Below are 16,873 nucleotides of genomic sequence, written 5' to 3' on the forward strand. Positions count from 1 at the left end.
CGGCTACGGGGCGTTGGCGCTCAGTTGCTCGAGGAGGGCCTGGGCGGCACGGTCCATGGCGTCGCCGTCGTAGGGCTCCAGATCGACGGAGTTGAAGCTCTGGATCAGGGTGCCGTTCTGGACGAAGCCGGTGACGGCGTACGAGTTCACGCCCTGCTGCTTGACCAGCCGGGCGTCCTCAGCACCCTCGATCCCGGGCTCGCTGACGTCCCCGGACTTAACGTTCATGGTCTTCCACGCATCCGCGAGGGTGCCCTTGAAGGGCAGGTAGTTCAGTTCGTACGCAGTCCCGCCCGACTCCTCCGGAAGCAGCGCGCAGCGGGGTGCCGCCGAGGTGCCCTTCTCAACGCGGAGCTGGGAGCCGAGGGCCTTCTCCACGGGGGAGATGTCGAGCCCGTCGCACGGGTTGAACGTCTCCTTGGAGGCATGCTCCGGGGAAGATGCGGAGGCGGACGCTGACGGATCGGCGGGCTCCTCGGCTCCACAGGCAGAGACGGAGAGCAGCGCCACCATAGCGGGCGCCAGAACGGCGTATCTCAATGCTTCAACCCTCAATTGTTCAGCACCGCTGTGGGCGGTTCGGTCGGCCGGGGTGAGGTCGAGCCGGGCAGGTGCATGGTCATCCGTGCGCCACCGTGCGGGGACCGGGCCGCGGAGACCGATCCGCCGGTGCGCTCGGCAACCTGCCGGACGATAGCGAGGCCGAGCCCCGACCCAGGCATCGAGCGGGCCTCGGTGGATCGGTAGAACCGGTCGAAGACATAGGGGATGTCAGCCTCGGCGATGCCCGGACCCTCGTCGTCGACGTTGAGCACGCCGCCGTGGAGGGAGACGTGCACCGTCCCCGACTCGGGCGACCACTTGGCGGCATTGTCGAGCAGGTTGGTGACCGCCCGCTCCAACGAGCTGGCGTCGCCCATGACCCACCACGGCGCCATCTCCTCGGTGAAGGTCACCGACGGTGCGCGCAGTCGCACCCGGGAGAGCGCCCGATCCACCACCTCGGACATGTCGACCGTCTCCAGCGTCGGCTCGGCCGGTGCATCGCGGGCCAGCTCGACGAGGTCGCCAATCAGGTTGGTGAGCTCCTCGATCTGGGCGCGGATGTCGCCGAGCAGCTCGGCCCGCTGCTCGCCGGAGATCGAGGCGTCGGCCTGGGTGAGGAGCTCGACGTTGGTGCGGAGCGAGGTCAGCGGCGTACGCAGCTCGTGCGAGGCGTCCGCCACCAGCTGTCGCTGCCGGTCCCGGGAGGCGGAGACGGCGGAAAGCATCCGGTTGAACGACGTGGCCAGCCGGGCGATCTCGTCGTCGCCCTCGACCGGGAGCGGGGTGAGATCCTCGGTCGTCGCGATCCGGTCGACCGAGGCGGTCAGCCGCCTCACCGGCCGCAGCCCGCCCGCTGCCACCACCCAACCGGCGAACGCCGCGGCGACGACGCCGGCCGCGCCGAAGAGGAGCACGACGAGCCCGAGTCGCTTGTACATCGCCTGCTGCGGCTCCAGCGACTGCGCCAACATCAGCGCGGAGTCGCTCTCCGGGATCGGCACGCTCACGACCCGGAACACACCGCTCTGGGTGTGGACCGTCCGGACTGCCTGCTTCGCATCGCCCTTCGCTACCGCCTCTTCAGGCTCCCCGGGCAACGGGAACGTGCCGTACGTCGGCGACCAGTAGTTGTGTGCGTCGACGACCTCGGCGATCTGGATGTCGCCGGCGTTGAGCACCCATGTCGGGAAGGCAGCACCGGTCCGGGTGTCCTGGATGGACGCGGTGTTCGCGGCAGCGACACTGGCTCGCTTGAGCAGCGACTCGTCCATGTTGGCCTGCAGCTGGATGCGTACGACGAAGTAGAGCCCGATCGCGATCAGCGTGATCGAGCCGGCGACCGCAAGGGTCGTCAGCAGGGTGACCCGGCCCGCCAGAGAGCCGCGGTAGCGCGAGCTGGTTGCCGGCGTGGTCACGGCGCTGCTCACGGCTCCTTCAGGACGTAGCCGATGCCGCGTACGGTGTGGATCAGCCGGGCCTCACCCTCGGCCTCGGTCTTGCGGCGCAGATAGCCGACGTAGACCTCGAGCGAGTTGGCGGTCGTCGGGAAGTCGTAGCCCCACACCTCTTCGAGGATGAAGGACCGATCGAGTACGCGGCGGGGCCGGCGCAGGAACATCTCCAGGAGCGTGAACTCGGTGCGGGTGAGCTCGATGGCGCGTTCGCCCCGGGTCACCTCGCGGGTGGTGGTGTTCATGGACAGGTCCGCGAAGTGCAGCGTCTCCTCGTCGTCCTCGCCGACCGGGGCCGCCCGCCGCAGCAGCGCCCGCAGCCGGGCCAGCAGCTCCTCGAGCGCGAACGGCTTGGTGAGGTAGTCGTCGGCCCCGGCATCCAGGCCGTCGACCCGGTCGCCGACGGCGTCGCGTGCGGTCAGCACCAGGATGGGTACGTCGTTGCCGGCTGCCCGCAGCGCCTTGGTGGCCTCGATGCCGTCGAGGCGGGGCATCATCACGTCCATCACGACCACGTCGGGGTCGTGGTTGGCGATGCCGGCAAGCGCCTCGGCGCCGTCGCCGGCCAAGGCGACCACGTAGCCGTTGAACTCCAACGACCGGCGCAGCGACTCACGCACGGCCTTGTCGTCGTCGACGACCAGCACGTGCGGCTTGTCGCCGGGGCTGTCGCTCGGGGTGGCAGGGCTGTTCACACTCCTACCTTGCCACTTCTCGCTGAGTCACCGCTGAGAGGACGCTGGTGTTTCCGCTAGATCGGCCGGGGTGCAGGAATACCCGGTTAACCGGGTATTCCTGCACTTCTCAGGCAATGCAACACCCGAGAAGTGCAGGAAACACCGGAGAAGTCAGGCGTTCTCCTTGCGGAACGTGGAGATGCCCCACCAGACCGCGAGTGCGAACAGGCCGAGGGTCCAGCCGACGCCCCAGCCGATGTCGGCCACCCCGAGGTCACCGAAGAACGAGGCTCGGACCGCGTCGACGATGTGCTTGGTCGGGATGACGTCGGCCAGCGCCTCGAGCCACCCGGCACCGAAGCTCATCGGCAGGAAGATGCCCGACAGCAGCAGGATCGGCATCAGCAGCATGTTGGTCACCGGCGCCATCACGTCCTCGCTCTTCACGAGCAGCGCGAACGCGTTGGAGGCGGCGGCACCGGCGCCACCGATCATTACGGTGATCGCGATCCCGACGAGGATCCCGACCGGCTTGAAGTCCATGCCCATCACCAGGCCGAGCGCGACCAGGATGATCGCCTGCACCAGGATCTGCAGCAGATCGCGGTAGAGACGGCCGAACAGCAGCGCGCCACGCGAGGCCGGGGTGACCCGCTCCGCCTCGATGACGCCCTCGCGCCACTCGCCGATCAGCGAGAAGCCGGCGAACATGGCACCGAAGATGCCGAGCTGAACGAGCATGCCGGGGACGAACCAGTTGTACGCGTTCCCCCCGAGCTCCTCGATGAGCGGCTCGAGCAGCGGGCCGAAGAGCAGCAGGTAGAGGATCGGCTGCATCACGCCGATCAGCACCCAGGCCGGGTTGCGGAGGTTCATCCGCAGTTGGCGGTTGAAGACGACCATCGACTCGCGGAAGAAGCCGGACTTGAGGACGGGCTGCTGGAACTCGGTCATGACCGGGCCTCCTGGGTCTGCTCGGTGGCCTCGTCGGCCTCAGGAATGCCTGAGTCGGCATCGCGCAGCGATCGTCCGGTCAACGTCAGGAAGACGTCGTCCAGGGTGGGTCGGGCGACCTCGATCGACTCCAGGGAAACGCCGTTGGACTCCAGGTCGCGCAGCAGGCCGGGGACGGCCTTCCCGGCCCGCGGCACCCGGCCGCTGACCAGTCGCTCGTCGACCTCGATGGTCTCCGAGATCGAGCCGAGCTTGTCGCGGGCGATGGCGACCTGCTCGTCGGTGGCGACCTCCAGGGAGACCAGGTCGCCGGAGACGGCGGCCTTGAGGTTCTCCGGGGTGTCGTTGGCGACGATGCGGCCCTGGTCGATGACCATCACCCGGTCGGCGAGGGTGTCGGCCTCGTCGAGGTAGTGGGTGGTCAGGAAGACAGTCGCCCCGTGGTCCGTACGCAGCGAGGCGATGTGGTCCCACAGGTTGGCCCGCGCCTGCGGGTCGAGGCCGGTGGTCGGCTCGTCGAGGAAGACCAGCTTGGGGGCGTGGATCAGCGCCATTGCGATGTCGAGGCGGCGCTTCTGCCCGCCGGACATGTTGCGGGGCTTGCGGCGCCACAGCCCTTCGAGCTGAAGCCTCTCGAAGAGCGCCTGGCCGTGGGCGACCGCGTCCTTCTTGGACATCCCGTAGAGCATCCCGTGGTCGACGACCTCGTCACCGGCGTAGGCACCCGAGAAGGTCGATCCGACCTGGGAGCAGTAGCCGATGCTCCGCCTGACCTCCACGGACTGCTTGGCCACGTCGAAGCCCGCCACCGTGGCGGTGCCTGCCGTGGGCTTGAGGAGGGTGGTGAGGATGCGCAGGGTGGTTGTCTTGCCGGCGCCGTTCGGGCCCAGGAAGCCGACCACCTCGCCCTCTTCGACGTCGAGGTCGACTCCGTCGACCGCGACGACTTCTTTCTTCTGCTTGCCATGGCCGGAGGCGAAGGTGTGCCTCAAGCCGCGTGCGTGAATCATGTGTCACTCCCTTGTGCGTGCGAGTCCCAGACAAGCACGGACCACCGACAACAATCACCCGGTTTTACTCGGATGTTCAAACTTGAATACCGTGAGTGTTCAATTTTGATCCCGGTATGTCAAACGAATAGAGCGCGATCCGCGCCGGCTCAGCCGCGCAGCATCTCCCGGTAGCGCTTCCGGTCGGCGTCCATCTGCCAGCCCGGGTCGTCCGCGGCCGGTGCCCAGTCGGGGGCGTCGCCGGCGAAGAAGAGCTTGCCGCTGCGTACGTCGTCCAGGACCTCCACCAGCCACGCCCGCTCGGAGCGGAGCTTGTCGAGCTGGAGGTGCAGCGCGGCGACGGTGTGGGGCGGCACCATGCGGGCGTTCACCCGGACCGCGGCGTCGAGCTCCTTGATCGTGCGCTCCAGGTTCTTCAGCCGGACGCTCAGGTGCTGGACCACGGACGGCCGCTCCAGCAGCGGCACCAGCGAGAACGCGGCGTAGAAGGAGACGCCGTTGTAGACGTCCACGGCCTGCAGCGAGCGGGTGACCAGGCGCTCCAGCTCTGCCCGGCCGCCGGTGCTGATCTCGTAGACCGCGACCGTACGCCCGTTGTCGACCAGATCGTGCCTGGTCAGATGGCCCTTCTCGGTCAGCGAGGTCAGCGCGTGGTAGATCGAGCCCGGGTTGATGTTGGCCCACTGGTCGACCTGCCACGACATCAGCTCGCGCCGGATCTGGTAGCCGTTGACGGGCTCGAACAGCGCCACTGCTCCCAGCAGCAGCATCCGTGTGTCGTCTCCGGCCATAGGGAGATTCTAGGGGCGGCAAGACCGGGCCTCAGTGGGACGTCAGCTGCCACAGGTGTCCGTCGGGGTCGGCGACGACCGCGCGGTATTCACCCCACGGCGCCGACTCCGGCTCGATCATGCCGCGGCCGAGAGCCATGGCAGCCGCATAGCGCGCGTCGACATCGTCGCGCGAGCCGAGCTCGATGGTGACCAGGCACTGCTTCGGGCCCTCCGGCGGAGGCAGGGTAGCCGCGTCCATCGGCTCGTCCGCGAGCTGGCCGGTGACCCACTTGAACCCGCCGGTCGGGATCATCATCACCTCGCAGGAGTCCGACAGGGTCGCGCGCAGCGGTTCGGGGACCCCGTCGTCGGCGAGCTCGCCGGGAGTCTCGAGGCCGAGGCCGTCGCGGAGGAACACATGGGACCGGGCGCGGTCCCGGGTGGGCAGGGCGATCGTCGTACGCATCCGGAGCTCCTCAGTGACAGCAGTGGTCGGCGGTGGGGGCGGTGTCGGATCCGAGATCGTCGTCGCGCCCGGCGGCGAGCCGCGACCACTGCGCCGTCGGGCGACCGCTCACGCCGGCGCGGTGGTTGGTCGTCGACGCCTCCTCGCTACGGAACTGGCTGCCGTCGATGCCTGTGCGCCGCGGCCAGCCCTCCGGTGAGTCCTCCCAGGTCTCCTGCCGTCCGTAGACGGTCATGTCCAGGATCCCGTACGACGCCGACATCGGCTCCACGCCACGTCCCGTCGTGCGGTACGTCTCGAAGACCCGGTCGCCGTCGCGCAGGTAGCAGACCTTGCCGCCGAAGAACCCGCGGGCGTCGAGGACGTCCCACGACTCCTCGGGCACGGAGTACCACGGCATCTCCCACCCCATGAAGTCCCGGTAGCGGGAGCTCTCCGGGTAGGGCCCCTGGCAGAAGACCGCGTACGTCACCCCGCGCGAGTGCAGGTAGCCGAGCTCGCTCACACCGCCGCTGAAGAACGTGCACCCCTCGCACTGGTCGGCGGCGGCATGGCCGGTGTGCCACATGTGGTAGCTCGCGAAGAGCTGTGTACGCCCCTCGAAGGCATCGAGCAGGCTGACCCGCCCAGCGCCGCCGACGAGCGGTGCGGCCGCGTCGACCTCGGTCATCGGGAGCCTTCGGCGGGCCGCGGCGAGAGCGTCGCCCGTGCGGGTGTGCTCCTTCTCGCGGTCGAGGAGCGCGTCGCGCTCGTGCAGATAGGTCGTCCGGTCGACGACGGGCGGAAGTGAGATCGTGGTCATACTGACTACGTTAAACATAGTTGATACTCTTGTGAAGAGAGTTTGGAGGATCGATGCCGAAGAAGCAGACGTACGCCGACCTGGGTGATGCCTGCGCGACCGCGCACGCCATGGACGTCATCGGCGACCGGTGGAGCATGGTGATCGCGCGCGAGCTGGTGCTCGGTCCGCGCCGGTTCGCCGACCTGGCCTCGGCCGTCGTCGGGATCACGCCCGCTGTGCTCACCTCCAGGCTGAAGGCGCTGCGCGACAGCGGCGTCGTCGAGCAGGCCCAGCTCGACGACCTCGGACGGACCCGCGTCTACCGGCTCACCGAGTGGGGGCAGGGGCTGGAGGACGTGATGCGATCGCTCGGTCACTGGGCGCAGCGCTCGCCCGGCTTCCCGGTGGACGGGAGCATGACCCCCGACGGCGCAATCGTCGCGATGCGCACCATGGCCCCCTACGCCACGATGGCCGACTGGGGCGACGGCCCCGTCCGGATCGCGATCGAGCTGCACGACGAGCGGCGTCCCGCCGCAGGCGTACGCCGCTACCGCCTGCACTGGGACGAGGACCGTTTCGAGCTGAGCGAGGGTGCGGACGACGCGCCCGCGGCGACCGTCTCCGGCGACTCGTCGGCCTGGGCGGACGTCGTCTTCGCCGGGAGCCCGGTCGGCTCGATGGCCGTCGAGGGCGACCGGCGAGCCGTGGAGCGGGTGGCTGCTGCGTACTCCGCCATCGCCTAGGCACCGCATCTTCAGCGGGCACGCCGGGACTTCTGGCTCTGACGACGCCTAGTTCGGGCTCACTACGCTCGATGCGATCGAATGACTCGGAGAGGATCGACGTGACCCTGAACCTGACATACGGGGACCTGGGAGACGCGTGCGCGGCCGCGCACGCACTGGACCTGATCGGCGACCGGTGGAGCCTGATCGTGGTGCGCGAGCTGATGTTCGGGCCGCGTACGGCGCGTGACCTGGAATCCTCCGTGATCGGTGTCAGCACCGACGAGCTCAAGGACCGCCTGCAGTTCCTCGAGCATGCCGGCGTCGTGGTCGAGACAGAGCTCGGCTACATCACCAAGACGACGGCCTACGCCCTCACCCCGTGGGGCCGCGAGCTCGAGACGATCCTCGGGGCGCTCGGTCGCTGGGCCCACGGCTCGACCCGCTTCCCGATCATGTCCGCCGGGATGACGCCCAGTGGCGTGATGGTGGCGATGCGCACGATGGTGCCCGCCGGCAGCGCGACGACCCCCGAGCCGATCAGCGTCGCCTGGGAGCTGACCGACGCCCGCCGTCCGGACGTCGACCCGCAGCAGTTCCGGCTCGTGTGGAAGGGCAACCAGTTCGACCTCGCCGAGGGCACGCTCGAGGACGCCGACGTGACCATCGCGGGCGACTCGACGGCCTGGACCGGTGTCGTGTTCATGGGCTTCCCCGTGGACGCCGCGATCGCCGAGGCCGGGCTGAAGGTCGAGGGTGACCGCGCCGCGCTGGATCGTGTGCTCGGACTGTTCGCGGACACGCTCGCAGAGGCCAGCTGAGGTTCTCCGCTCGGCCCGGCGTGGTTCACTGGACGCGACCTGATCCAGCTGCTCGGAGGGATCGACGTGACCCTGAACCTGTCCTACGGGGGCCTGGGAGATGCGTGCGCGGCGGCGCACGCACTGGACCTGATCGGCGATCGGTGGAGTCTGATCGTGGTGCGCGAGCTGATGTTCGGACCGCGTACGTCTCCTGATCTGAGGTCGTCCCTGATCGGGATCAGCACCGAGGAGCTCAACGACCGGCTGCAGTTCCTGGAGCGCGCGGGCGTCGTGGTCGAGACCGAGCTCGGCTACCTCACCAAGACGACGGCGTACGCCCTGACCGACTGGGGCTGGAAGCTGACCGACTCGCGGTGCCCCGACGTGGAGGCCCAGGAGTTCCGTCTCGACTGGAACGAGTACGGCTTCGACCTGGACGTCGGTGACCTTCCCCGAGTCGACGTCGCGGTCACCGGCGACTCGACGGCCTGGGCGGGCGTCGCGCTCCTCGGGCAGTCCCTGGACGACGCACTGGCGAAGGGCGATCTCCGCGTCGAGGGCGACCGGGCGGTGCTGGCGCGCGTGCTCCGGGTCTTCGCCGACGCGATGGCCGCGGTGGGCTGAGGTCTAGGAGGCAGGGTCGGCGCAGAACGCGATCAGCTCGCCGCGTGCCTTGCCCTGCTCGATCAGCTGACCGACGTCGAGCGGCACGTGCTTCAGCTCGCCGAGCGGGGAGCGGATGATGGCACTCTCCCGGCGCCAGGGCGCGATCGTCGGAGGCGCCACGCAGTGGTGCTGCTCGAGCATCGCGGCGAGCTCGGGCTGCTCCCGCTTCGCCAGCGACCGAGGCTCGGACGGCGTGGTGAGGGCAACCAGACAGAAGGCCGCCAGCGCGGTCAGCGCGCATACCTTCATGGCGACGACGACCAGCGTCAGATGTCGCGGAGTGTCCGAGTGCACGCCTACCACAACGACGGATGGGCCCGACGGTAACGGCTCCGATCGTCATTATGACGAACGTCCCACCCGGACACCGGGAGCAGACCAGGAGCAGACTCGCTAGTGTCGCGTCATGCCTTCGCGTACGTCTTCCTGGTTCTCCTCGCCCGCCGAGGCCGTCACCCGTATGGGAGACGTCGGCTACCTCGCGGACGACTCGACCGCGCTGACGACCTACCTCGCGGGGGCGCTGGAGAAGCCGGTGCTCGTCGAAGGACCGGCCGGTGTGGGCAAGACCGAGCTGGCCAAGGCGATCACCCGCGCGACCGGGGCCGAGCTGGTCAGGTTGCAGTGCTATGAGGGCCTGGACGAGGCCCGGGCGCTGTACGAGTGGAACTACAAGAAGCAGCTCCTCCGCATCCAGGCGGCCAACGACGGCCAGGCGTGGGAGGAGACCCACGACGACATCTTCTCCGAAGAGTTCCTGCTGACCAGGCCGCTGCTGACCGCGATCCGCCGTGAGGAGCCGACGGTGCTGCTCATCGACGAGGTCGACAAGACCGACGTCGAGGTCGAGGGGCTGCTGCTCGAGGTCCTCTCCGACTTCCAGGTGACCATCCCCGAGCTCGGCACGATGACCTCGACCCGCCGTCCGCTGGTCGTGCTCACCTCCAACGCCACCCGCGAGCTCTCCGAGGCGCTCAAGCGACGCTGCCTCTACCTCCACCTCGACTACCCCGACGCCGACCGGGAGCGCGAGATCGTGCTCTCCCAGGTGCCCGGCCTCGACGACAAGGTGGCGCGCCAGCTCGTCTCCGTGGTCGGCCGCCTGCGCGAGCTGGAGCTCAAGAAGTCCCCCTCGATCGCCGAGTCGGTCGACTGGGCGCGCACCCTGATCGCGCTGGAGATCACCGACCTCTCCGACAAGGCCGTCGCCGACACCCTCGGCGTCGTCCTCAAGCACTCCTCCGACGTCGACCGCGCGGTCCGAGAGCTGCGGTTGAAGAGGTGACTCTCCTCGACCGGCACATCGAGTTCCTCGAAGCACTGCGGGGAGCCGGGCTGCCGGTGTCCCTCTCCGAAGGCCTCGACGCGGTCACCGCCCTCGGCCTGATCGGCTGGAACGACCGGACCCAGGTGAAGGAGGCGTACGCCGCGACCCTGGTCAAGCGCGCCAACCAGCGAGCCACCTTCGACGGGCTCTTCGAGCTCTACTTCCCGCGGATGGTCGGCTCGGGGATGGACGCGGACGCCGAGGCTGCTGGAGTGGCTAAGGACGGGCCGGAGGCGCTCTCCGAGTTCACCTCGCGGCTGAGCGAGGCGCTGGAGGCCGACGATGTCGAGATGCTCCGTCAGCTGGCCGCCGAGGCGGTGGCGCGCTTCGGCGCGATGCCCGGTCGCGGCCCGGGGCTGAGCTCGTGGTCGTCCTATACCGCGCTGCGCCGGCTCTCGACCGACGAGCTCACCTCGCGGCTCATCGAGGGGCTCCAGCAGGGCGGCTGGACCGACGAGGAGGCTGCCCGGGTCGGCACCCGTCGGGTGGACCGTTTCGCGGGCCTGGTGGAGGCCGACGCCCGCCGCCGCATCGCGGAGGAGAAGGGCCCCGAGCAGATCGCCAAGATCGCCGTACGCCCCACCATCGAGAAGCTCGACTTCCTGCACGCGCGGCGGGCCGACCTGGAGGCGCTGCGGCGCGAGATCTACCCGTTGGCGCGCCGGCTGGCGACGCGGCTCACCCAGGAGCATCACGCGCGCCGGCGAGGAGCGGTGGACCTGCGGCGTACGCTCCGGTCCTCGATGTCCACCGGCGGCGTCCCCGTCGACCTGCGCTTCAGGCCGAAGCGGCCGCACCGCACCGAGCTGGTGATCCTGTGCGACGTGTCGGGCTCGGTGTCCAACTTCGCGACCTTCACGCTGATGCTCGTCTTCGCTCTGCGCGAGCAGTTCGGCAAGGTGCGCGCGTTCACCTTCGTCGACGAGATCCACGAGGTCACGTCCTACTTCAAGCCCGGCGCCGACCTGGTCGACACGATGACCGAGCTGACGAAGGCGACCGAGCACGCGGCCCGGATGGGGCGCACCAACTACGGCCGCGCCTTCTCCCTCTTCCAGGAGCGGCACGCCGACGCCCTCGGACCGAAGTCGTCGCTGCTGATCCTCGGCGACGCCCGGTCCAACTACTCGGACCTCGCCGTCGACTCGCTACGGGCGATGGCCGAGGCGAGCAGGCACGCCCACTGGCTCAACCCCGAGGTCCGTACGCAGTGGGACACCGGCGACTCCGAGGCCACCCGCTACGGCTCGATCATCGAGATGCGGGAGTGCCGCAACCTCACCCAGCTGTCGGAGTTCGTCCACGACCTGGCCTGAAGCCGTGCCGTTTCGGGGCCAGGCTCACTGCAGCTTCAGGTCCAGCCCGTAGACGATCCGGTCGGCGACCCCGACCGAGTCGGTGACGCACACGACCCGGTCCTCGGCGAGGAAGCGGCGTCGGTCGGAGAGGACCGGGGTGCCGTCGGGGATCTGCAGGTCGTAGGTCTCCTGCGGCGTCGGCATCCGGGACTCGATGTCCATCGCGACCGTGGTGACCTTGACGCCGACCGTGGCCAGCAGGTCCTTGATCGGCGGCTGCGGCCAGTCGGCGGACGGCGTGGCCAGCGGGGTGTCGATGACCAGCGGATACGGGATGTAGGCCGTGGTGCGGTATTCGGCGGTGTCGTCGCCGCTGATGTAGAAGGTGAAGGTGGTGCTGAGCAGCTCGCTGCGCGGGTCGAGGTCGAAGGCCGCCCCCAGCTTCTCGCCGGCGGGGATCACCTCGTAGGTGTGCTCGACCGAGAGACCGTCGTCCGGGCCGCGCGGGGGCTGGTTGTAAGCGGCGTCCGGCTTCGCCGGGTGACTGCGGTCGGTGATGAGCATGCTCATCAGGTCGTAGCGGGTCTTGGTGGCGTCGCGTACGAAGACACCACGGCCCTGCTCGCTGGTGATCAGGCCTTCGTTGCGCAGCACCGCCAGACCCCGCCGGATCGTGGCGCGGTCGTAGGGGAACGTATCCATCAGCTCGGGTTCCGTCGGTAGACGCTCGCCGGGCAGATAGGTGCCGTCGTCGATCTGGGCCCGCAGATAGTCGGCCACGTGCAGGTATTTCGGCAGGCCGCGCGGACGGGGGTTACTCATGGGAGAACACGTTACTGAGGCGTACAGATCCCGAATAGCCGCATAGCCCCACCCTTTCCGCCTTGACCCGTTGCAATGAGTGGACTTATGGTCGAACGTGTCTCGGGGCGTTGGGCGGCATGGCCCAGCTGTGACACCGGCGTCTCGAGGCACTCAACGACGAGAGCCATCGACATTCCTTGGGGGGAATTCGTGTTCGTAGACGACAGACTCAGCATGGGGTCCAGCGAGAGGCCGCCGGTCCTGTCCAAGGACCCGCTGGTCTACCGCACCGACCGTGGGAGCTTCTGGCACCTTCGCTCAGGCAAGAGGAGCAACGGGTACGTCATGACCGTGTGCGGCCGGCGGCTGGGGACGTGGCATGTGCTGCCGCCGCGCAGGCTCAGCAAGGTCGCGCCCAATCAGGTCTGCGTCGGGTGCCTGCGCAAGACGCCGATCGGCGAGGTGAAGCGCCCGAGCGGGTCAGGCAACCTCGAGCAGGCTGAGGTCGGTGAGCCACTCGACCGGCGCGACATCATCGGTGTAGACCGTCCCGCCCCGGGTGCCCGGCTCGAGCCGGGCGGCGGAGTCGGTGAGCGTGCCGGCGAGGTCGGCGGGCTGCGACTTCGCGGTGGCGACGAGGCTGGCGGCGGGATCCGCCTCCGGGTCGACGGTCGCGATCAGGTGGGTGTTGGTCGGGCCGGAGTCCGACCGCCACACGGCCTCGCCGAACGAGGTCCGCAGCGTTGCCGTGAGGACCTTCTCCAGCGCTGTCGAGCCCTCCGGGTGGGCTGAGTTCACGACGAGCACCCCGCCCGGGTTCAGGTGGTCCTTCGCCAGGGCGAAGAACTCCTTCGTGGTCAGGTAGAACGGGATGTAGGGCTGGTGGTAGGCGTCGACCATGATCGCGTCGTACTTCCGGGTCTGCTTCTGCAGCCACGGGCGGGCGTCGGCGGTGTGGAGGTGGAGGTTCGGCTGGTCCTTGAGGTCGAAGAGCTTCTGGCCGACCTCGGTGACGTCCTCGTCGATCTCGACGGCGTCCACCCGGGTCTCGGGGGCGAAGTGGCCGAACTGGCGCGCGGTCGTCCCGGCGGCCGAGCCCAGGATCGCCACCGACTTCGGCGCCTCCGCGCCGGCGTACGACAGCGAGAGCATCTCGTCCCAGTAGGCGCCGGTGAGGTACTGGCCCTCGGTGTAGACCGAGTGCACGGCGTGGCCCTCGTTGAGCTCGAGGTAGCGGCTGCCGTCGTCGTACTCGACCACGCGGGCGTACTGGTACTCCGTCTCCTTCTCCCAGATCACCTCGCCGCCGTTGCTGGTCAGCGTCTTGATCGACCCGGTCGGCAGCGCGATCAGAGCGAGGATCACCGCCGGTACGACTGCCGCCGGCAGCCGGCGCTTGACCAGGTGCGGGATCGCGCAGATCGCCATGAGGAGAGCGAAGATCAGGAACGTACGCCGCGTCCCGACGACCGGGATGAGGAACAGCGAGGCGGCGAAGGTGCCGACCAGGGAGCCGACCGTCGAGATCGCGTAGAGGCGCCCGGCAGCGTGGCCGGCGTCCTCGACGGCTTCGACGGTCAGCCGGACGGCGTAGGGGCTGACGATGCCGAGCAGGAACAGCGGGATCGCGAGCAGCACGCCGACCCCGACCAGCGAGCCGGCGAAGGTGGCGATGCTGAGCTGGTCGACGGCCCTGACCGCGAGCGGGAGGAACGGGTCGGCGATGAACGGCACCGCGGCCAGGAGGGCGGCGGCGGCGAGCACGATCTTGGCCAGGCCGGAGGGGTGGGGGTTCCGGTCGGCGATCCTGCCGCCGACGGCGTAGCCGATCGCCAGTGCCACCAGCACCGTCGCGATCGTGTTGGCCCACACGATGGTCGAGTCGCCGAACCACGGAGCGAGCAGCCGAGCCGCGGCCATCTCTGACCCCAAGGTGCCGGCACCGACGGTGAAGACGAGAAGCTCAAGCGCACGCGCACGCAGTTTCATGGGGTGAACCTATCCGGCTGCTCCAACGTCGGCACGCGAGGCCGGTTCTGGCCGACGTCCGGCCTTGATCCGGTCGAGCACCGCAGGCTGTCCGAGGAGTACGCCACCGAGGACCAACGCCATCCCGAGCCCGCTGGTCGGAGTGAGATGTTCGCCCGCGAAAGCGAGCCCGATGAGGATCCCGGCGACCGGGTTGAGCAGGCCGACCAGCGACACCGCGGCGGCGGGAAGGCGCCGCGCGCCACGGAACCAGACCGCGTAGGCGACGACGGTGCCGGCGATGCCGATGTAGATGTAGCCCCCGATCGCCGGCAGGTCGAGAGTGGGCGGCGGGCCTTCGACGAGGAGAGCCACCGGGGCGAGGATGAGGCCGCCCAGGACGAGCTGCCAGGCGGTGAAGGTGAGCAGTCCGACCGGCGGCCGCCAGACCTTGACGAGGATGAAGCCGGTGGAGAAGACGGCGACCGAGGCGAAGGCGGCCAGGACCCCGATCAGGTCGAGGCTTGCGCCGCCACGGAGCACCAGCAGGGCGACACCGATGGCGCCGACGACGCCGGCCGCGAGCGATCCGGCCCGTGGCCGCTCGCCGGCGAAGGCCCAGGCCAGCAGCATCACCACGATCGGCGAGACCGCGGTCAGGGTGGCGGCGAGGCCGCCGGGGAGCCGGTAGGCGGCGACGAAGACGAGGGCGAAGAACGCCCCGAAGTTGAGCAGTCCGAGCGCCGCTGTGCGCCACCACCAGGAGCCATGGAGCAGACCCGGCCGGAGTGCCAGGAGCAGCAGGCCGAAGGGCAGTGCCCGGACCACTGCGCCGAACAGCGGCCGGTCCGGCGGCAGGAACGTGGCGGTGACGAAGTAGCCCGACCCCCATGCCACCGGGGCGATCGCGGTCAGCGCGAGGGTCACAAATCTACTTTCCATGGAAGGTATAATACCTTCCGCGTGAGATATATTCCGTCGTCATGGCAGACCACGTCTCCACCGTGATGGAGCAATGGGAGCGGGAGCGTCCCGACCTCGACATCACCCCCCAGGCCGTCATCGCCCGGCTGCACCGACTGGCGCTGCGTCTCACCGACGAACTGGTCAGCGTCTATGCCGAACACGGGCTGGGCGAGGGCGAGTTCGACGTCCTGGCGACGCTGCGACGGCAAGGCGCTCCGTACGCCCTGACTCCGAAGGAGCTCGGCGAGCAGACGATGGTCTCCTCGGGGGCGGTCACCAAGCGGGTCGACCGCTGCCTGGCTCAGGGCTGGGTCAGCCGGGACCGCCGGGATGAGGACGGTCGCGGGCGCCGGGTCGCGCTGACCGAGCGTGGGCGCGAGCTGATCGACGCGGCTTTCACCGACCACATCGCCAACGAGCACCGCCTGCTCGCCGTCTTCACCGCGGCCGAGCGGCGGTCGCTTGCCCGGCTGCTCGAGAAGTGGACCGAGCAGACCGGGGCTTGAGGTTGCCCCAAGGGGAAGCACCAATCTGCTTCCACCGGTGACCTTCACCGGGGAGGATGGTGACCATGAGCGGGCTCGAGGGGCTTGTGAACATCGGCGACTTCGCCCGGGAGACCGGGCTGACGCCGAAGGCACTGAGGTTGTACGACGACCTCGGTCTGCTGCTTCCTGCCGAGGTGGACCCGGTCTCCGGCTATCGCCGCTACGGGCCCGACCAGGTGGAACGCGCACGCCTGGTGGCCGCACTGCGTCTGGTCGGGATGCCGCTGGCCCGGATCCGGGAGGTCGTCGACATGCCCGCCGCGCTCGCGGCGGTCGAGGTCGAGACCTACTGGCGCCAGGTCGAGGCCGACACGGCCACCCGCCGCAAGATGGTCTCCGTCCTCGTCCACCGATTGAGGAGCGAGGCACGTCAGATGACTACTTCAACCGAGACCCTGAACGTCGAGTTCGGCTTCAGCCACGAGACAGGTGGCCGATCCAGCCAGCAGGACGCCGTCCTGGTCACCCCGGAGCTGATCGCCGTCGCCGACGGATTTGGTGAGCGCGACGATCTTGCCGGGGCGGCCCTGACGGCGTACGCCGCAGGCGGGCTGCGGTCGGCCATCCAGGAGGTGTTCGCGGAGGTGCCGAAGTCGGGCACGACCCTGACCGCGGTCGATCTGCACGGCTCGACCGCGCGAATCACCCACATCGGCGACGCCAGGGTCTTCCTGGTGCGGGACGGAGACGTACGCCAGGTCACCCACGACCACACCGTCGTCGCCGCCATGGTCGAGGCCGGCCAGCTTACGGCCGACGAGGCTCGCTCCCATGAGCACCGGGCGCTGCTCAACCGCGCCCTGGTCCCCGGGGTCGTCGCCGACGAGATGTCGCTCGAGCTGCTGCCCGGTGACCGGCTGGTGCTGACCACCGACGGCGTCCACTCCTACGCGGACGACCTGAATCCGCTGATCGCCGCCGAGGCCGGCCCGCAGTCGGTCGCCGACGCGGTGGCCGCCGCTGTCGTCGCCGCCGGAGAACCGGACAACCACACCATCGTGGTTGCCGACCTGGCCTGACTTCTCAGGCTTTTCCTGCACTTCTCTGGCAATGCAACGCCTGAGAAGTGCAGGGATACCCGGTTAACCGGGTATCCCAACCGCC

Annotated in this window: 19 protein-coding genes; 7 read left to right on the forward strand and 12 right to left on the reverse strand. The window is 69.1% G+C overall.

The genetic code is table 11. From position 1 onward, the window contains the following. Positions 1-3: 3 nt before the first annotated feature. From OG801_RS16280 to OG801_RS16315, 8 genes are all read right to left on the reverse strand, one after another. A complete protein-coding gene (locus OG801_RS16280; RefSeq protein WP_406029790.1) occupies positions 4-540 on the reverse strand; it encodes a hypothetical protein in 537 nt (178 codons plus the stop codon). 11 nt (positions 541-551) lie between these two features. Beyond that, positions 552-1,973 (reverse strand): sensor histidine kinase, encoded by a 1,422-nt coding sequence (locus tag OG801_RS16285; RefSeq protein ID WP_406029792.1) that lies wholly within the window; start codon positions 1,971-1,973, stop codon positions 552-554. Beyond that, on the reverse strand, positions 1,970-2,644 hold the full coding sequence (locus OG801_RS16290) for a response regulator transcription factor (RefSeq protein ID WP_355230943.1): 675 nt from the start codon (positions 2,642-2,644) through the stop codon (positions 1,970-1,972). Before OG801_RS16290 ends, OG801_RS16285 begins: the two co-directional genes overlap by 4 nt. A 201-nt stretch (positions 2,645-2,845) precedes the next feature. Next, the gene (locus tag OG801_RS16295; RefSeq protein WP_355230901.1) at positions 2,846-3,628 is read right to left on the reverse strand and encodes an ABC transporter permease; all 783 of its coding nucleotides are present in this window, start codon (positions 3,626-3,628) and stop codon (positions 2,846-2,848) included. Continuing rightward, positions 3,625-4,638, reverse strand: coding sequence for an ATP-binding cassette domain-containing protein (locus tag OG801_RS16300; RefSeq protein WP_406029794.1), 1,014 nt, complete (start codon positions 4,636-4,638; stop codon positions 3,625-3,627). The genes OG801_RS16295 and OG801_RS16300 overlap by 4 nt, the downstream gene beginning before the upstream one ends. Before the next feature lie 149 nt (positions 4,639-4,787). After that, positions 4,788-5,429 carry a PadR family transcriptional regulator gene (locus OG801_RS16305; protein WP_406029796.1) on the reverse strand — a complete coding sequence of 214 codons (642 nt, stop codon included), beginning with the start codon at positions 5,427-5,429 and terminating at the stop codon, positions 4,788-4,790. 31 nt (positions 5,430-5,460) lie between these two features. Further along, complete coding sequence (locus OG801_RS16310) at positions 5,461-5,877, reverse strand: VOC family protein (RefSeq protein ID WP_406029798.1); 417 nt, start codon at positions 5,875-5,877, stop codon at positions 5,461-5,463. A 10-nt stretch (positions 5,878-5,887) separates the two neighbouring features. Next, the gene (locus tag OG801_RS16315; RefSeq protein WP_406029800.1) at positions 5,888-6,679 is read right to left on the reverse strand and encodes a DUF899 family protein; all 792 of its coding nucleotides are present in this window, start codon (positions 6,677-6,679) and stop codon (positions 5,888-5,890) included. Between the two features lie 53 nt (positions 6,680-6,732). Here OG801_RS16315 and OG801_RS16320 point away from each other — a divergent pair, with 53 nt between their 5' ends. From OG801_RS16320 to OG801_RS16330, 3 genes are all read left to right on the forward strand, one after another. Next, entirely contained in the window at positions 6,733-7,407 is a 675-nt protein-coding gene (locus OG801_RS16320; protein WP_406029802.1) for a winged helix-turn-helix transcriptional regulator, read from the forward strand. A 101-nt stretch (positions 7,408-7,508) separates the two neighbouring features. Then, on the forward strand, positions 7,509-8,210 hold the full coding sequence (locus OG801_RS16325; protein ID WP_406029804.1) for a winged helix-turn-helix transcriptional regulator: 702 nt from the start codon (positions 7,509-7,511) through the stop codon (positions 8,208-8,210). A gap of 66 nt (positions 8,211-8,276) precedes the next feature. After that, the gene (locus OG801_RS16330) at positions 8,277-8,816 is read left to right on the forward strand and encodes a winged helix-turn-helix transcriptional regulator (protein WP_406029806.1); all 540 of its coding nucleotides are present in this window, start codon (positions 8,277-8,279) and stop codon (positions 8,814-8,816) included. A 3-nt stretch (positions 8,817-8,819) separates the two neighbouring features. Here the strand turns inward: OG801_RS16330 and OG801_RS16335 are convergent, their stop codons facing one another. Next, on the reverse strand, positions 8,820-9,152 hold the full coding sequence (locus OG801_RS16335; protein ID WP_406029808.1) for a hypothetical protein: 333 nt from the start codon (positions 9,150-9,152) through the stop codon (positions 8,820-8,822). Positions 9,153-9,264: 112 nt separating this feature from the next. Here OG801_RS16335 and OG801_RS16340 point away from each other — a divergent pair, with 112 nt between their 5' ends. Together OG801_RS16340 and OG801_RS16345 are read left to right on the forward strand one after the other, a co-directional pair. Further along, positions 9,265-10,143, forward strand: coding sequence for an AAA family ATPase (locus OG801_RS16340; protein ID WP_378817257.1), 879 nt, complete (start codon positions 9,265-9,267; stop codon positions 10,141-10,143). Continuing rightward, a complete protein-coding gene (locus OG801_RS16345; protein ID WP_406024885.1) occupies positions 10,140-11,501 on the forward strand; it encodes a vWA domain-containing protein in 1,362 nt (453 codons plus the stop codon). The genes OG801_RS16340 and OG801_RS16345 overlap by 4 nt, the downstream gene beginning before the upstream one ends. Before the next feature lie 24 nt (positions 11,502-11,525). On the opposite strand, the gene OG801_RS16350 is transcribed toward OG801_RS16345, so the two are convergent. The 3 genes from OG801_RS16350 to OG801_RS16360 all read right to left on the reverse strand — a co-directional run bounded on the left by OG801_RS16350 (position 11,526) and on the right by OG801_RS16360 (position 15,197). After that, positions 11,526-12,305, reverse strand: coding sequence for a GntR family transcriptional regulator (locus tag OG801_RS16350; RefSeq protein WP_355020582.1), 780 nt, complete (start codon positions 12,303-12,305; stop codon positions 11,526-11,528). A gap of 462 nt (positions 12,306-12,767) precedes the next feature. Continuing rightward, positions 12,768-14,276, reverse strand: a complete 1,509-nt coding sequence (locus OG801_RS16355; RefSeq protein ID WP_406029810.1) for a spermidine synthase — start codon at positions 14,274-14,276, stop codon at positions 12,768-12,770. 9 nt (positions 14,277-14,285) lie between these two features. Further along, positions 14,286-15,197, reverse strand: coding sequence for a DMT family transporter (locus OG801_RS16360; RefSeq protein WP_406029812.1), 912 nt, complete (start codon positions 15,195-15,197; stop codon positions 14,286-14,288). Positions 15,198-15,238: 41 nt separating this feature from the next. On the opposite strand from OG801_RS16360, the gene OG801_RS16365 reads away from it, so the two are divergent. Both OG801_RS16365 and OG801_RS16370 read left to right on the forward strand, forming a co-directional pair. Further along, entirely contained in the window at positions 15,239-15,727 is a 489-nt protein-coding gene (locus OG801_RS16365) for a MarR family winged helix-turn-helix transcriptional regulator (RefSeq protein WP_406029814.1), read from the forward strand. A gap of 65 nt (positions 15,728-15,792) precedes the next feature. Further along, positions 15,793-16,788, forward strand: a complete 996-nt coding sequence (locus OG801_RS16370) for a MerR family transcriptional regulator (RefSeq protein ID WP_355020578.1) — start codon at positions 15,793-15,795, stop codon at positions 16,786-16,788. Positions 16,789-16,873 lie beyond the last annotated feature (85 nt).

The organism is Nocardioides sp. NBC_00163, from assembly GCF_045206295.1.
Lineage (GTDB): Bacteria > Actinomycetota > Actinomycetes > Propionibacteriales > Nocardioidaceae > Nocardioides.

What these genes read in the sequence shown, in the direction of transcription:
- OG801_RS16295 (WP_355230901.1), bottom strand. Translation starts at nt 3,628, where the DNA reads ATGACCGAGTTCCAGCAGCCCGTCCTCAAGTCCGGCTTCTTCCGCGAG.
- OG801_RS16300 (WP_406029794.1), bottom strand. Translation starts at nt 4,638, where the DNA reads ATGATTCACGCACGCGGCTTGAGGCACACCTTCGCCTCCGGCCATGGC.
- OG801_RS16305 (WP_406029796.1), bottom strand. Translation starts at nt 5,429, where the DNA reads ATGGCCGGAGACGACACACGGATGCTGCTGCTGGGAGCAGTGGCGCTG.
- OG801_RS16310 (WP_406029798.1), bottom strand. Translation starts at nt 5,877, where the DNA reads ATGCGTACGACGATCGCCCTGCCCACCCGGGACCGCGCCCGGTCCCAT.
- OG801_RS16315 (WP_406029800.1), bottom strand. Translation starts at nt 6,679, where the DNA reads ATGACCACGATCTCACTTCCGCCCGTCGTCGACCGGACGACCTATCTG.
- OG801_RS16320 (WP_406029802.1), top strand. Translation starts at nt 6,733, where the DNA reads ATGCCGAAGAAGCAGACGTACGCCGACCTGGGTGATGCCTGCGCGACC.
- OG801_RS16340 (WP_378817257.1), top strand. Translation starts at nt 9,265, where the DNA reads ATGCCTTCGCGTACGTCTTCCTGGTTCTCCTCGCCCGCCGAGGCCGTC.
- OG801_RS16350 (WP_355020582.1), bottom strand. Translation starts at nt 12,305, where the DNA reads ATGAGTAACCCCCGTCCGCGCGGCCTGCCGAAATACCTGCACGTGGCC.
- OG801_RS16355 (WP_406029810.1), bottom strand. Translation starts at nt 14,276, where the DNA reads ATGAAACTGCGTGCGCGTGCGCTTGAGCTTCTCGTCTTCACCGTCGGT.
- OG801_RS16360 (WP_406029812.1), bottom strand. Translation starts at nt 15,197, where the DNA reads ATGGAAAGTAGATTTGTGACCCTCGCGCTGACCGCGATCGCCCCGGTG.
- OG801_RS16365 (WP_406029814.1), top strand. Translation starts at nt 15,239, where the DNA reads ATGGCAGACCACGTCTCCACCGTGATGGAGCAATGGGAGCGGGAGCGT.
- OG801_RS16370 (WP_355020578.1), top strand. Translation starts at nt 15,793, where the DNA reads ATGAGCGGGCTCGAGGGGCTTGTGAACATCGGCGACTTCGCCCGGGAG.